This window comes from Varibaculum prostatecancerukia (assembly GCF_943169825.2).
In the GTDB taxonomy this organism is placed as follows: domain Bacteria; phylum Actinomycetota; class Actinomycetes; order Actinomycetales; family Actinomycetaceae; genus Varibaculum; species Varibaculum prostatecancerukia.
Genome location: NZ_OW968402.1, coordinates 483472 through 498734, shown reverse-complemented (window position 1 = coordinate 498734; position 15263 = coordinate 483472). Strand labels below are relative to the sequence as shown.

Genomic DNA, 15263 nt, shown 5'->3' with positions numbered 1-15263 from the left:
GACGCTACCTCTTAGTAACAATCGGAGCGGACTGAGGGTTCTTGGAAATCATATCCAAAATTTCCGGTTCAGAGGGCATCGCCGTGGAACATTCCAGACGAGAACTCACGATAGCTCCGGCAGTGGAGGCCGCAGAAATAACCTGCGGCAAATCCCATCCGGAAAGCAATCCGTGACAAAGCGATCCTCCGAAAGAATCTCCTGCACCCAGGCCGTTAGTTACCTTTACCGGGGTCACTGGAACTTCAATCCGCTCCTCTTTGGTTTTGCATAGAGTGCCCAACGGCCCTTGTTTTACTACCGCGATTTCTACTCCCCGCTCCAGCAAGGCATCGGCCGCGCGATCCGGCTCGGTTTCCCCTACGGCTATGCGGCATTCTTCTTTATTGCCGACTGCGACCGAGACTTTTTCTAGCATTCGTTCAACTTCCCGGTGAGCGGTTTCCTCATCGCTCCAGAAAGTCGAGCGGTAGTCCAAGTCCGCGATCGTCCACTTGCCTTCGTCTCCCAGGTTCCGCTGGTCTAGAGCGTAGTGGTGAGCGCCGCGCGAGGGTTCTTCGGACAGACCGGTCACGGAAATCCAAAAGATCTTGGCGTCTCTTACCGCCTCGACAGGAATATCTTCTTCACGTAGTTGCAGGTCCGGTGCAGATGGCTCCCGATAGAAGTAGAGCGGGAAATCATCCGGCGGGAAAATTTCGCAGAAAGTTACCGGGGTAGCAAAGCTCGGATTATCGACTACATAGGTGTCATACACACCTAAGGAACGCATCTCCGAACGCACAAATCTGCCGAAAGGATCTTTACCTACCCCGGTGATAATCGCGGATGAGTGGCGCAGCTTCGCCGCCGCTACCGCCACGTTCATCGGGCTTCCCCCTAGGAATTTTCCAAACTGTTCTACCTTTTCTAGCCCTACTCCGGTTTGCAGCGGATAGATATCCACTCCCGAGCGCCCGATGGTGAGTACATCCACGGCGGGCATTTTGAAACTATTCACAGCAGCGTTCCCCTCTTTTTATTCGTTGTTGACTACACTGTCAGCACCAGCCGTAGGCACCACCGCCCACCTTTGGTGCTTTGTACTTACATTCTAGCAAAGATTTAAGAAGAGGGGAAGCTCCTAAAAATAAAAACCCTATCTATAGTCAACAAAATTAGCGGATTATTCGTAGAGATACGGAGATCCCCCATAGTGCCAGATGTGGAAAATTTAGCAGCATTCTGCATATTGTCATGTTTATATGACATTGTGCGCTATAATGGCTCAAACACCCTCGTTCAGAAGGAGCTAATGATGGCAACCCCCAAAACCTATGTCGCAGATATAGAGTTGGACCACGACTCCCCAATTCCCCTGTATCACCAGATTTCCGAACCCATAAAAGAGCTCATTTTGGACGGCACCATTCCGGCGGGCGCAAAGCTTGAGGACGAACTGTCCATGGCTTCCCGCCTTGGGGTATCGCGCCCTACTGCCCGGCGCGCCCTCCAGTCCCTGGTTGAACTACGTTTAGTAGTGCGCAAACGCGCAGTTGGCACCATTGTCGCCCCCAAAGAAATTCATCGTCAAGTCAAACTGTCTTCCCTTTATGACGACCTCAAACAAACCGGGCAAAAGCCCACTACTGAGGTAATTTCTTATGAGGAAGTTTCTCCTGATGAGGACGTCGCAGAAGATTTACACCTTGATACAGATGCGAGTGTAATTAAAGTTGTTCGCCTGCGCCTGGCCAATGGCGAGCCCTTGGCGCTTATGACTAACTATCTACCGTTGGAAGTAGCACCCAGCGAAAAGGAACTGCGCTCTGGGGGGCTTTATAATGCGATGCGGCGCCACGGACACGAAGTTTTCAGCGCCCAACAAACTATTTGCGCGCGCAAGGCCCGCACCGAAGAAGCGGAAACCCTGAAAGAACCGCGAGGAGCAGCTATTTTGACTTTGCGCCGTATTTCCTACAATCAATCAGGAGCGCCTATTGAAATCGGGGATCATATTTACCGCGCCTCTCGCTACAAGTTCACCATCAGCCTTTAGTGACTAAGGTCATACGATCTTTGCCCTATTGTCCTGTCAAAGTCTTGACGTTGGCTTCCTTACCCCTTAACCTGGAAGAGAACCCGCACTGAAGACGGTGCTTAAAAAAATAACGAAGGAGACTCAATGACCGAGATTAAGATGACCCCCGGTCCCCTGCTGGATGCAGCCAAGAATTCGAAGACCGCGCTGTGGAACGATTCCTCTGATTTAAATGAGCTTCGTCAAGCGATCTCTTGGGGCGCAGTGGGTGCGACCTGCAACCCGACCATCGCTTACACCACATTTTCTAAGAATTTGGACATTTGGGCTCCTCGCATTAAAAAAATCGCTGAGAATATGCCCACCGCCACCGAGTCGGAAATTGGTTGGCAGGCTGTAAAGGACATGTCGATTGAGGCCGCGAAGCTGCTAGAACCGGCATTCGAAGCCTCAAATGGTCGCAACGGTCGCCTCTCGGTGCAGACCAATCCGGCTTACTACCGAAACGCCAAAGCATTGGCTGACCAGGCAGTAGAGTTCTCCGAAATGGCTCCCAACATCGTAGTAAAGGTACCGGCCACCAAGACCGGCATGGAAGCGATTGAGGACGCCACCTACCGGGGCGTGTCTATGAACGTGACCGTATCTTTCTCGGTTCCCCAGGCAGTTAGCTCCGGGGAAGCCATCGAACGCGGCCTCAAGCGGCGCGAAGCCGAAGGCAAAGATGTTTCCAAGATGGGGCCGGTTGTAACCTTGATGGTCGGTCGCCTTGATGACTGGATGAAGATTTGCGCTACCCGCGACAGGCTGGTTCTCAATCCTGGCCACCTGGAATGGGCCGGAATCGCCGCATTCAAGAAGGCAGCTGCCGAGTTCGAGAAGCGGGGTCTACGCTCCCGGATGCTGGCCGCAGCCTTCCGTAACACCATGCAGTACACCGAACTGGTTGGCGGCGACATCGTGATTTCTCCGCCCTTTGCTTGGGCAAAGCGGGTTCAGGACTCCGATTATCAGTATGAGCCGCGCTTCGACAATCCGGTATCCGAGGAAGTTATGGAAACCTTGATGAAGGTGGAAGATTTCCGCCGCGCCTACGAGGTTGACGGTATGAGCGAAGAAGAGTTTGACACCTTCGGTCCGACCGTGCGTACTCTTCGCGGATTCCTCAAGTCCGACACTGATCTGCAGGAACTGGTACGCGACGTGATTTTACCGGCGCCGAGAGAAAAGTAGATTCAAACAGCAAAATAGCAGGTAAATAGCTTTAGAGCTGGGGGCGAGATTATCTCGCCCCCAGCTTTTTAACCACCACGTGGCTGCCGGAATGGTAGCAGGAAGAGATATGCAAAAGGCGGGGTCGGATTTCTCCGACCCCGCCAATCACTTAATGGCTATTTTGATGGCGAGATAATCTCGCCCAGCCAGCGCTATTCTCTAGCGCTCAACTTTTGCCAAGATGTCACGCGCGGAAAGAATCAAGTATTCTTCGCCGCCGTATTTGACCTCGGTGCCGCCATACTTGGAGTAAATCACGCTGTCGCCCTCGGCAACATCCATCGGAACCCGGTTGCCCTGGTCATCAATGCGACCCGGTCCCACCGCGATTACTTTGCCTTCCTGCGGTTTTTCCTTGGCAGCGTCGGGAATAACCAGACCGGAAGCAGTCTTTTGTTCCGCTTCTGCCTGCTGAATCACGACGCGATCTTCTAACGGCTTAATGGAGACTGACACTGCAGACCTCCCTTTCTTTTTCCAAAATTTTCGGTTTTAGTACCGGAACCTTGACGTCGCGGGTTGTCAGATTTCCGATACGGTCTGGAGTCTGGCGACTCCAAATGCACTATTTAGCTTAAAGCTATCCTGGCACTCAATCAAGCTGAGTGCTAGTTTTCGCTTACGCCCTCCGCGAATACTTCTTTGGGTAACCAAAGCGTCGCTCTAACCCCTGGCAAATCCTCGGTTACACTGAAAATGACAGGGGAGAAATCGATGGTAGCTCGAAAAGTCGCACTTAGTTTTAAGCAGATGAAACAGCTAACTTCGTCCTTTCCACCTGCGGAAGACTTAATGATTGCGGCACTGACCACCCCGGAAGGCTGGCGCCTGCTGCAAGAATATCCTTGCCCGTCACCTTCTGAAGCCGCAGATATTGCTAAACACTTGCGTAAGCAGCACCCCGCAGATCTGGTTGCAGCGTTGCAAACCCAATGGAATCTGCGAGAAAAAGCCCAAGAAAAATTAGACTCCGAGGCCAAGAATAAACTTTTTACTCGCGACGGCCTCGAACAAGCTACCCGGAAAATAGTGGCCGCCCAGCGTGCTAAACGCTTTGCGAAAGCCGATGTCACCAGCATGATCGATCTCGGCTGCGGAATCGGATCCGACTCTATGGAACTGGCACCCCTATGCCCAGATTTTTTAGCAGTCGATATTAGCCCGGCAGCCGCTACCTGCGCAGCAATCAACCTGTCTGAGATATCGACCGCAAAAGTTTTTTGCGAAAACGCCGATAACCTTACCTCACAGAAAACTCTGCCCGCCCTATTTGTAGATCCGGCTCGCCGCGCCGCCGTCGGACGCGTCCTCTCCCCCGATTCCTGGTCGCCTCCCCTCGGAAAAGTTCTGGAATGGGAAAAGCGCTCGCCCCAGCTTGCGGTGAAAATGGCGCCCGGGATTGACTTGGCGTACCTACCGGACGGCTATCACGCGCAATGGGTAAGCGTTGACGGCAATCTGGTGGAGTGCGCCCTCTACTCTCCGGGATTAGCTCCCGAGGGCGCGGGGCGATCTGCGCTGGTTATCTGCGGTAGGCAGGTAAAACATTATCGCTGCTCTACTGCTTGCAATCCCGGAGAAGACCATGTGCAAATCCCGCAGGCAGCCACCTTGGGCAGTTACTTTTTCGATCCTGATCCTGCAATTATTCGCGCCGGAATCATTCCAGATCTTTGCGAAGAATTAGGGGCAGCGCCAGTATCTACCGGGATTGCTTATCTGACAGGGGATTCTCTTCCCAGCGAACAAGACTCCTTAGGGTTCCACTGCTATCAGATAGTGGAAAATCTGCCACTTAAAGCTAAGCAGGTGAGCTCTTATCTACGTTCTCAGCAAGTCACGCGGCTTGACGTTCTAAAGCGCGGAGTCGCCCTCGACATCGCAGCTTGGCGAAAAAAGGTGATGCCCAAGAGAAATCGCGACTGGTCACCGCGCACCATAACCGTGGCTCTGACCCGGGTAGGTGGGGCGCACCGCTGCCTGGTGCTCGTGGCAGTTAAATAATCTGCACTCCGGTAATGCCCCGCAAACAGGATTAGCTAGCGTTACAGGCGGGGCTCCACGTCATCGGGCGGTTCCACCGTCACCGAAGGTTCATTGGGATCGGTTTTCCGCGCCTGCGAACGCTCCTGTAAACGCTGTTGAGCTTGCTTAGCGTATTCGCGCCCCTTCTCTACCGCCTGCTCGGCGTATTCCCGGCTTTTTTCTGCAGCTTGTTCCACGTAGGGACGGGCTTTTTCCATGGTTTCTTCCGCGTACTCCCGGCTTTTCTCTGCAGCCTGCTCCACGTAGGGGCGAGACTTTTCTACCGCCTGTTCTACGTACGGCCGCGCCTTCTCCACAGTTTCTTCCGCGTACTCCCGCCCCTGCTCTACCAGGGGTTTAATCCGGTCAGCGGCCTTTTCAAAACCCGGACGCATCTGGTCAAATGATTTCGCCATATTTTCCTTCACCTTCTGGTAGATGCTTTCCGCATCTACCTCTTTCTCTTGGGCATTACTGCTATTATCCTGTGGATTCCCGGTATTTTCCAGGCTGGGCGCCATATAAATCTGGGTGAGCGACATCTGGGAATCTGGGCCAAAATCTGTAGGCGAGGGCGGCATTCCCGCTTTCACCAGCACCTCACCGAGGGCAGCGATCTGGGCACCATTATCAGTGCAAAAACGGATCGGAGGGATGCGCACGCTAATCCCCGCAGATTCAGCTCGCTGTGCCAAAAGTTCTCGCAGGCGCGAATTCGCAGAAAAACCGCCGCCCACTACGATTTCGTGGCAGTCAAAGTCTTGGGCAGCCTGCACCGCTTTCTTAGTCAGCGAATCGTTTACGGCCTCGGAAAAACCGGCACAGATGTTTTCCCGATTAATGGTTTTCCCGGCGGCCTCTAACCCTTCGATATAGCGGGCAACTGCGGTTTTTAGACCCGAAAATGAAAAGTCGTAGCGATGGCGTTCTTTGTCTTTACCTGCGGCCAGCCCTCGCGGGAAACGGATAGCTTTCTTATCCCCCGCTTGCGCCAGCCGGTCTACGTGCGGACCGCCTGGATAGGGGGTGCCGAGTAGCCGCCCTACCTTATCGAAGGCTTCCCCGGCAGCGTCATCGAGAGTGCCCCCCAGTTCGGTAATATCGCTGGCCAGATCGCGCACCAACACCAGGTTCGAATGCCCACCCGAGCAAATCAGTCCAATAAATGGAGGATGAAACTCCCCTTCTACCAGGGCATCTACAGCCAGGTGTCCGATTACGTGGTTCACCCCGTAGAGCGGTTTATCTAGCGCCAACGCCAAAGCTTTAGCGGCAGAAATCCCTACCGTCAGCGAGCCCACCAAGCCGGGGCCTGCCGCGCACGCAATCGCATCTACCTCGCTCAAAGTAACCCCGGCCTCCGTGCAGGCAGCCTGCAAAGTAGGCAGGAAAGATTCCAGGTGTGCCCGGGAAGCGATTTCGGGAATGATTCCCCCGTAGCGGGCGTGCTCATCCATGGAGGTGGCTGTGCAATCTGCCAGCAGCTTCCCCCCGCGCACCAACGCTACACCGGTCTCGTCGCAGGTAGACTCAATTCCCAGGATCAGCGGTTCACTCATATTCTTATTTTACCCACACCCCGGATTAGCGACCTAACGATATCGCCCCCAGCTGGCATAACTCTTTTGGAATAGCATCCGGACATTACTTACTCAGACAATGGGACTTTATTGAAAAAACAGGACATTGAGGTCAAAAAACAGGATATTAGACTAGAAAATCAGGACATTGAATGGGTTGGACGGAGCCCGTCTCAGATAAAATGGCACTAGCAGCAGGAGGTGCGATGACAGATATAGGCGGGCTCGAAGAACCTAAAGAGGATCCATTTGCCCAATATGTGCGCCAAGGATCCCCGTCTCAACGCGCCCTGATTGCTGCTTGGCAGGCCGGTATCGGTTTACAAGCTGTCGATGGTTTAGAGCCCTCACCGTATCTAATAAATACCGCTAGGAGCTCTATCGAAGGTGAAATCACTTTAGACGAAGCTCAAAGCCTGGTTAATTCCTACTATCAGCAAAACCCTCAGCGGGGCTTAGACCGAACGGAGGAAGCAGATAAGGTAGCTACCCGGGTTGCGCAAGTATTATCTGAGGACGGATTTGTGTTCTCGGCTGCGCAGTATCTGGCGATACACCGCCGGCTTTTTGCAGGAATCTATCCCCAGGCCGGGAAAGTTCGTACCTACAATATCTCCAAGAAGGAGTGGGTACTGGCCGGAGATACCGTTACCTATGGGAATGCTGCCGATTTAATGGAAACCTTGGAATACGATTTGGCTTTTGAACGTGCGTTTAGCTACCGCGAACTGAATGCCACCGAAATCATTGAGCATCTGGCTTCTTTTGTGGCTAGGTTGTGGCAGATTCACCTCTTTGATGAGGGAAACACCCGCACTACCGCCGTGTTTTTCATCAAGTATCTCCGCACCTTGGGTTTCACTGTCGATAACACCCTTTTCTCTAAACACGCTTGGTATTTTCGAAACGCGATGGTGCGCGCCAACTACGAAAATCTAACTGCCGGGATTCACGAAACTAACGAATACCTAGTTAAGTTCTTACGGAACTTGCTGCTAGGAGAAGAAAATGAGTTGAAAAATCGGTACCTGCATATCAGCGGTTTAGTTAGTCAGGCAAAAAATCCGGATATTGGGTCTGATGGGCAGGAAGTTCCCCCGGAAACTCAGTACATTACTTCCTCAGACAATGGGATTTTATCTAAAAAACAGGATATTGGACTGGAAAAACAGGATATTGGGGTCAAAAATCAGGACATTGAATGGGCGGGACTGAGCCCGGTCTCGGCTCGGCACGCCCAAAAACTCTACGATTTCTTCGGGACTGAGGGCATTTTCTCGCGTTCTCAGGTAACGGAGATATTGGGGATAACCCCCTCCCCGGCCTCTGAACTATTGCGAAAACTCCTGGATGCCTCCTTGATCAGCAAAGTGAAAGGCAAAGGAAAAGGCAAGTACCGTTTCACTCCCCCTCAGCCCGAGGGCGGGGCTAACTAACTTTTTGCGCCCCCCGAAGTAGCGTGGCTTCATGTTGCATTTGTAGGCTACTGCCCAACAATTGCAACAGTTAATCGCTATTTCTCGGAATTATTTACGGGGCGAGGATGGAGCTTTCGGCTTTATCGGGAAATAACCTTGCTGCAAGAGGACGTTTTAATTCTGGAAAGCGCGGAAGGCGGGCTCCGAGATTATTCTCGAAGCCCGCCTTGACCATACAAAAGATTGGCTATTTAGCCGCTAGCTGCAGATTTATACTCCAGCAAGAACAGCCTTGCCTAGCTGCCGGTTCAGCACCGCAATGAAGTCCAGCGGCACCTGCTTGGGGCAAACCGCTGCACATTCACCGAAGTTGGTGCACCCGCCGAAACCTTCGGCACCCATCTGATTAAGCATGCGGGTTACCCGCTGCAGATTCTCCGGCTTACCCTGCGGCAATAGACCCAGGTGGGTCACCTTCGCAGAGGTAAATAGCATCGCCGAGCCGTTCGGGCAGGCAGCCACGCACGCCCCACAGCCGATGCAGGTCGCAGCTTCGAAAGCCCGATCCGCATCCTTCTTGGGAACCGGGGTAGCGTGGGCATCGGGAGCCGCACCGGTATTAACCGAAATATAGCCTCCTGCCTGGATAATGCGATCCAAAGCCGTACGATTGACCACCAAATCCTTAATGATCGGGAAAGCCTTAGAGCGCCATGGCTCTACGGTGATGGTGTCTCCGTCCTTGAAAGAACGCATATGCAGCTGGCAGGTAGTGGTGTTATCTTTCGGATCCGGGGAATGGTTGCCATGGGGAACCCCATTAACTACCAGGCCACACATACCGCAGATTCCCTCGCGGCAGTCCGAGTCGAATGCGACCGGCTCTTCCCCGCGAGCAAATAGATCCTCGTTGAGGATGTCCAACATTTCCAGGAAAGAGGAATCCTCGCTAACTCCGTGGAGCTTATATTCGTGGATAGCCCCCTCGGCGTCTGGGCCAGCCTGACGCCAGATTCGCAAAGTGATGTTCACTTGTAGCTCCTTGTCTTGACCTCGATATTGTTGTAAATCAGATCCTCCTTGTGTAAGACAGGGGGCTGATCTTCACCTTTCCATTCCCAGGCGGCTACATACATGAAGTTTTCATCGTCACGTAGTGCCTCGCCCTCCGGAGTTTGGTGTTCTTCCCGGAAGTGACCGCCACAGGACTCTTCACGATGCAAAGCATCGATACACATCAGTTCGCCCAGCTCTAGGAAGTCCGCCAAGCGACCGGCGCGCTCGAGCGACTGGTTCATCTCGCCAGTCTTCTTACCCGGAACGCGCACATTGGTCCAGAACTCTTTACGCAATTCCCGAATCATGCCGATGGCTTTCTTCAGTCCCTCACGGGTGCGGGACATACCGCAGTACTCCCACATAATGTGACCGAGTTCTTTGTGGATGGAATCCACCGAACGGCTACCCTCAATCGCCATAATGCGATCAATGCGCTCTTGAGCCTGCTGTTTCGCGGCCAAAACATCGGGATGATCATCCGGCAAATCATGCCAATCCAAGGTATGAGCCAGGTAATCATTCACCGTATTCGGCAACACGAAGTAGCCATCAGATAGCCCCTGCATCAGGGCAGACGCCCCTAGACGGTTAGCGCCGTGGTCAGAGAAGTTAGCTTCTCCGCCGATATATAGACCCGGAATCGAGGATTCCAGATCGTAGTCAACCCACAGGCCACCCATGGTGTAGTGCACCGCTGGGTAAATCCGCATCGGCACCTCGTAGGGGTTATCATCGGTAATCCGCTGGTACATATCGAAGAGGTTGCCGTACTTGGCCGACACCGCCTCTTTACCCATGCGCTCAATAGCCTCAGCAAAGTCCAAATAAACCCCGCGAGCAACCCCGTTGATTTCCGGTCCTACGCCGCGACCTTCGTCGCAAACATTCTTGGCTTGGCGCGATGCAATATCACGCGGAACCAGGTTACCGAAAGAGGGGTAGATGCGCTCTAGGTAGTAGTCGCGATCTTCCTCCGGGATTTCCCGGGGATCCTTCTTGCAGTCTTCTTTCTTCTTAGGAACCCAAATACGCCCATCGTTACGCAGCGACTCACTCATCAAAGTCAGTTTCGACTGTTGATCGCCATGCTGGGGAATACAGGTGGGGTGAATCTGCGTGTAGCAAGGATTCGCGAAGTAAGCGCCCTTGCGGTGTGCCCGCCAAGAGGCCGTCACGTTCGAACCCATCGCATTGGTAGATAGGAAGAACACGTTACCGTATCCGCCAGTAGCCAAAATAACTAGGGAGGCGGTGTAGGTTTCGAGTTCCCCGGTTTCCAGGTTGCGAGCAATAATCCCGCGTGCCCGACCATCGGAAACAATGAGTTCCACCATTTCGTGACGGGAGTGAGCAACCACCGTGCCTGCGTTAACTTGACGCTGAAGTGCCTGGTAGGCGCCAATCAGCAGCTGCTGCCCCGTCTGGCCACGCGCATAGAAAGTACGGGAAACCTGCACGCCACCGAAGGAACGGTTATCGAGCAGCCCACCGTAGTCGCGAGCAAAAGGAACGCCCTGGGCTACGCACTGGTCAATGATATTGGCAGATACTTCCGCTAGCCGGTATACGTTAGTTTCCCGGGCACGATAGTCCCCGCCTTTGACCGTGTCATAGAACAGCCGGTAATCAGAGTCATTGTCATTGCGGTAGTTCTTGGCCGCGTTGATACCACCCTGAGCCGCAATCGAGTGCGCGCGACGAGCAGAGTCTTGATAGAAGAAGGCATCGACGTGGTACCCCATTTCACCCAGCGAGGCGGCTGCTGCGCCCCCTGCTAGACCGGTACCCACTACGATAACTTTGATTTTACGGCGGTTAGCTGGGTTCACCAGTGCCGTATTGAACTGGCGTTGTTTCCAGCATTTCTCAATCGGCACCTCTAGAGGTGCTTTCTTGTCTGCAATCGGTTCGCCAACGGTGTAAAGACCGTCGACTAGATTTTCTTGTTCAGTCATTTTTCGCATCCTTCCCTAACTAACACGCCACCGGAGCGGGGTTGGTGATTACCAAATAAAGCGGGGGGATGGCGAACATGGCGAACAGCAGTAGCCCCACAATCCCGGAAATGTAAACGGTTGCCTTATGGGTGTTTTCCCGGATCCATCCCATAGTCTGTAGGGCGGACCAGACGCCGTGTCCCACATGCAAAGCCACAATCGCGACTGCACCCAGGTAAATAATCAGCGTCCACCAGTTAGCTGGTGAGAACGTGGTTACCATCATGTTCCAGGGTGCTACCGGGATCATTTCCCCGTCGACCTCGCAGGTAGCGGCGCTATATGCACTGGATGATCCGATTTGGAAAGTCTTAGTCGTAAAATGTAGCAGGTGGAACAGGATAAACAACGCTAGCAGCACCGAGCCGACACGTACGGTTCGGGTCGCGTAGTTGTTCACAATGTTCTGTTTGACTACGTACTTCTCGCTGCCTCGCCCCGCGCTAGCGCGGTGCCAGAGATAAAAGGCGCAGATCATATGGATAAGCACGCATGCCAGGAGCACGACACGCAAGATCCAAAGCAGACCTTCATAAGGCAGGATAGGGGCACCAAAGACCCGCAGGTGGTGAGCATAACCGTTATAGGCATCAGCCCCCGCTAGAATCTTCAGGTTCCCGTAGGAATGCATTAACACAAACAGTACAAAGAATATGCCGGTTACGGCCATGCACTGTTTCGCGAAGACTAGGGTATTCCAGCTTCGCCTCTTTTGAATTTCTTTTGTATTGGCCACGTTTTACAGGCTAGCTCACGGCTTTCACTCAGCTTAAGATTTTTGGCCTCTAGGGAGGAAACGAGCCAGCGGAAAAAAGAAAAAATCGAAGTTAATCTGGCTCTACCTGGGATTTTAATTAGCTACTTTCAAAGAAGATGGCGCAAAGATTAGGTAAAAAATCCTTATCCGCGGGGCATAGAATCTGAGAATTGTTATTCAATTGAGAAAGCATAAAGTTTCAAAATACTTTTTGCGCTCTCATGAGGCAGATATTTCTGCCCCCACCGGACCGGGAGAGGGGCTCGAAAGCCGCATGTGCATCACTAGGGCGTCTTCGCGAGGTTGGGAATAATAGCCGCGGCGCACGCTCAAAGGAGTGAATCCCGCGCGTTCGTAAAGCGCAATTGCCGCTTGGTTGGAGCTGCGCACCTCTAGGAACATTTCATTAGCTCCGAGCTTCCTGGCCTCAGTAATCGCCGATTTTAATAGGACGCTACCCAGACCGCGGCTGCGCTTAGCGGGCTGAACTGCCAGGGAATGCAACTCAGATTCCGGCACTAAGACTTCTAGTAGCACTGCCCCCACCAGTAGCTCCTCCTCCCAGAGTCCTAAAGCCAAACCGTAGCGGGCGGTTAGCATTTGCCGCAGCTGCGGGGCACTAAATCCTTCCGCCCCAAAACAGGATTTTTCTAGGGCAAGCAGCGCCGGTACGTCCTCAAGAGTTAAAGGAACACAGCCAGTCACGATACCTCTATTTTTTCTGGCTAGGAGGCTGCACGTCCGGGCGCCGCAGATAAAGCGGCGACACGGTGGCTAGTAAATCTTCCGGCGTTTGCCCATTTAGGCGCGCCCGTGCGATTCTGCCCAAGACTGCTGCCTCCACCTCGGTGGGAAGTCCGGGATTTAACGCAAAGTCCTGGGGATATAACGCCGCTCCCGCCCCGGCTACCATCAAACCGGGTTTAGCCGCTCGATTCGCAAAACCTGCCGGGCTTCCCACCTCTGGTCCCCACAGGCAGCAAACATCATCGGGGCCGTCCGCGCGGTACTGGGCACAATAAACCTCTTTGCGCCGCGCATCGGTAGCTATGAAGACTTCCTTGGTGGGGGGCACCAGATCTAATACTGCTCGTGCGAGGGCGTCTAGGGAGCTGATCCCCATAACCGGGATTCCCAGCGCGTAACCGATAGTGCGGGCAGTAACCAGTCCCGCCCGTAAACCAGTAAAGGGAGCCGGTCCGCGTCCTACTGCCACCGCTTCGATACCCGCTTTAGCGAGCGCACACCCGCAAGCCTCCTGCACTACCGCACCGATCAGCTCAGATAGGTGTTCGGCATGGGAGCGAGAGTCCTGACTGAATCGGCTGGCTAACACCTGCGCCTTAGCTTCACTATCCCAAAGGGCAACTGATGCGCCTAGCGAAGTGTCAATACATAGAATCCGCATGTTTTTACCTACTTTTCTTAGCTTTACTCGAACGCGGAAAACACCGGTTTCCAGTCAGTTTTTTCCCAACGCTTGCCCCGGGGTCGAATAGTAATCGTGCGTTTTCCGTCATCCATGTCCGCCAAGTCAACTACCCCATTGCTGCTGGTAGCGACCCCTCCTTCTTCTCGGTGAATCTCAATCTCCAGGCGGTCTGCCGACAGCTGCTCGGTTTTTCCTTCTCCCCATTCGATGACGGTAATCGCCTGCTCTAAAGTGGAATCCAAATCCAGGGTTTCTAGATCGGTTAAATCTTTGATCCGATAGGCGTCGGCGTGAATCAGATCGGCGCCTCCCACCAGAGAAGGGTGTACTCGGGCGACAATAAAAGTTGGGGAAGATACTCGTCCTTTTACCTGCAAACCGGCGCCAATCCCTTGGGTAAGAGTAGTTTTCCCAGCTCCCAGCCCTCCAGAAAGCATTACTAAATCTCCGGCACGCAGCTGGGTGGCCAGCGCCTGCCCGACTGCCCGCGTCTGGTCAGCTGAGTTAACGGTAATAGTGATCGGCACGTTTCCTCCTAGATATAGACCCGCGGCACCCGAGGATTCAGGTCGGTAACAATCGTATAGTTTATGGTTTCAGCAGCCTTCGCCCAATCGTCGGCGGTAGGTTCGCCCTGGGAGCCATCTCCCCATACCCGCACAGTCGCTCCAGGCACCAGCGGCGGTTTCCCGTCTTCACCGCTACCTAAATCCACCATGAACTGATCCATACATATCCGTCCTACCTGCGGATACTTTTGTCCATTGGCCGCTACCCAAATTTTTCCGGAGGCATGGCGGTCAATCCCGTCGGCATACCCCAGCGGCACGATTCCGATATAGGTGTCGTGGGGCGCCACCCAGGTGCCCCCATAGGAAACCGGGTGTCCCTCGGGAAGTTTCTTTACACTGATCAGATCGGCTTCAAGGCGCATGATTGGGGTTAGCCCCAAGCTAGCGGTAGATGCGCGGCCGGGATTCGGGGTAAGGCCGTACATGGCGATCCCATAGCGCGCCAAATCAAAATGTGCCTGCGGATGCCACAGCAGTCCCGAGGAAGCCGATAGATGGCGTACCAGCCCGGTAAATCCGCGCTGTTCAGCTGCTTCGCACGCTTTCTGGAAGTCTTTAAGTTGCCGGGCAGTAGCCTGTTCGCCTGCACCCGCTTCATCTCCGCGCGCCAGATGCGACCAGATTCCACTGACTTCAATCGTTCCTTCTTCGCTGGCCAGCTCGGCTGCCGAAAGCAAGGGAGCTAAGTTTTCGGGCAGGGCGCCCTCGCGCCCCATACCAGTATCGACCGCCAGGTGAATGCGGGCTTTCTTCTCTGCCGCGCGAGCGGCACTAGCCACGCGTAACAAGGTTTCCGGATTAGACACCGCAATATCCAAGCCGGCTTTAACCGCGGGATCCAGATTGGCGTCTGGGCTGAAAATCCAGGTGAAGATGCGGGCGTCCGGAAAATCTTTCAGTGCCTCCCGCAACTGCATGGCTTCTGCCAGCTGCGCCACTCCGAACCAGTTCACCCCGAACTCTAGGGCGGCACGAGCGATCTGCGCGCCCCCATGTCCATAGGCATTGGCTTTCACAATCGCCATCGCTTGAACATTCGGGTCGCATTTGCGCAGCTGCTGCAAGTTTTTTTCCAGGGCCGACAAGTCAATAATCGCGCGCGCCGGAAAATCAGTATTCATGACCATG

13 protein-coding genes and 1 pseudogene are annotated in these 15263 nt (G+C 53.9%); 4 read left to right on the top strand and 10 right to left on the bottom strand.

Annotated features, from left to right (window positions below; all coding sequences use genetic code 11):
* Positions 1-4: 4 nt before the first annotated feature.
* Positions 5-985, bottom strand: coding sequence for a 5-dehydro-2-deoxygluconokinase (gene iolC, locus KO216_RS02235; protein WP_215524007.1), 981 nt, complete (start codon positions 983-985; stop codon positions 5-7).
* A 312-nt stretch (positions 986-1297) separates the two neighbouring features.
* On the opposite strand from iolC, the gene KO216_RS02230 reads away from it, so the two are divergent.
* Positions 1298-2038: a GntR family transcriptional regulator gene (locus KO216_RS02230; protein WP_251451736.1), complete on the top strand. Its 741-nt coding sequence runs from the start codon at positions 1298-1300 to the stop codon at positions 2036-2038.
* Positions 2039-2164: 126 nt separating this feature from the next.
* Positions 2165-3253 (top strand): transaldolase family protein, encoded by a 1089-nt coding sequence (locus KO216_RS02225; protein ID WP_215522694.1) that lies wholly within the window; start codon positions 2165-2167, stop codon positions 3251-3253.
* Positions 3254-3454: 201 nt separating this feature from the next.
* Here the strand turns inward: KO216_RS02225 and groES are convergent, their stop codons facing one another.
* Positions 3455-3751 carry a co-chaperone GroES gene (gene groES / locus KO216_RS02220; RefSeq protein ID WP_122820632.1) on the bottom strand — a complete coding sequence of 99 codons (297 nt, stop codon included), beginning with the start codon at positions 3749-3751 and terminating at the stop codon, positions 3455-3457.
* Positions 3752-4009: 258 nt separating this feature from the next.
* On the opposite strand from groES, the gene KO216_RS02215 reads away from it, so the two are divergent.
* Positions 4010-5299, top strand: a complete 1290-nt coding sequence (locus tag KO216_RS02215) for a class I SAM-dependent methyltransferase (RefSeq protein ID WP_215522693.1) — start codon at positions 4010-4012, stop codon at positions 5297-5299.
* A 533-nt stretch (positions 5300-5832) separates the two neighbouring features.
* Here KO216_RS02215 and tsaD read toward each other — a convergent pair.
* Positions 5833-6879: pseudogene (gene tsaD, locus KO216_RS02210) on the bottom strand (tRNA (adenosine(37)-N6)-threonylcarbamoyltransferase complex transferase subunit TsaD); the annotation flags it as partial.
* A 227-nt stretch (positions 6880-7106) separates the two neighbouring features.
* Between tsaD and KO216_RS02205 the strand changes: the two are divergent.
* The gene (locus KO216_RS02205) at positions 7107-8336 is read left to right on the top strand and encodes a Fic family protein (protein WP_215522691.1); all 1230 of its coding nucleotides are present in this window, start codon (positions 7107-7109) and stop codon (positions 8334-8336) included.
* A gap of 252 nt (positions 8337-8588) precedes the next feature.
* On the opposite strand, the gene KO216_RS02200 is transcribed toward KO216_RS02205, so the two are convergent.
* The 7 genes from KO216_RS02200 to alr form a co-directional block, all read right to left on the bottom strand.
* On the bottom strand, positions 8589-9350 hold the full coding sequence (locus KO216_RS02200; protein ID WP_215522690.1) for a succinate dehydrogenase/fumarate reductase iron-sulfur subunit: 762 nt from the start codon (positions 9348-9350) through the stop codon (positions 8589-8591).
* Positions 9347-11332, bottom strand: a complete 1986-nt coding sequence (locus tag KO216_RS02195) for a fumarate reductase/succinate dehydrogenase flavoprotein subunit (protein WP_215522689.1) — start codon at positions 11330-11332, stop codon at positions 9347-9349. Before KO216_RS02195 ends, KO216_RS02200 begins: the two co-directional genes overlap by 4 nt.
* 19 nt (positions 11333-11351) lie before the next feature.
* The gene (locus KO216_RS02190) at positions 11352-12110 is read right to left on the bottom strand and encodes a succinate dehydrogenase cytochrome b subunit (RefSeq protein WP_251451733.1); all 759 of its coding nucleotides are present in this window, start codon (positions 12108-12110) and stop codon (positions 11352-11354) included.
* Positions 12111-12350: 240 nt separating this feature from the next.
* On the bottom strand, positions 12351-12836 hold the full coding sequence (gene rimI, locus KO216_RS02185) for a ribosomal protein S18-alanine N-acetyltransferase (RefSeq protein WP_215522687.1): 486 nt from the start codon (positions 12834-12836) through the stop codon (positions 12351-12353).
* Positions 12837-12843: 7 nt separating this feature from the next.
* A complete protein-coding gene (gene tsaB, locus KO216_RS02180) occupies positions 12844-13539 on the bottom strand; it encodes a tRNA (adenosine(37)-N6)-threonylcarbamoyltransferase complex dimerization subunit type 1 TsaB (RefSeq protein ID WP_215522686.1) in 696 nt (231 codons plus the stop codon).
* A gap of 23 nt (positions 13540-13562) precedes the next feature.
* On the bottom strand, positions 13563-14090 hold the full coding sequence (gene tsaE / locus KO216_RS02175; RefSeq protein ID WP_215522684.1) for a tRNA (adenosine(37)-N6)-threonylcarbamoyltransferase complex ATPase subunit type 1 TsaE: 528 nt from the start codon (positions 14088-14090) through the stop codon (positions 13563-13565).
* Positions 14091-14098: 8 nt separating this feature from the next.
* Positions 14099-15256, bottom strand: coding sequence for an alanine racemase (gene alr, locus KO216_RS02170; RefSeq protein ID WP_215522682.1), 1158 nt, complete (start codon positions 15254-15256; stop codon positions 14099-14101).
* Positions 15257-15263: the final 7 nt, after the last annotated feature.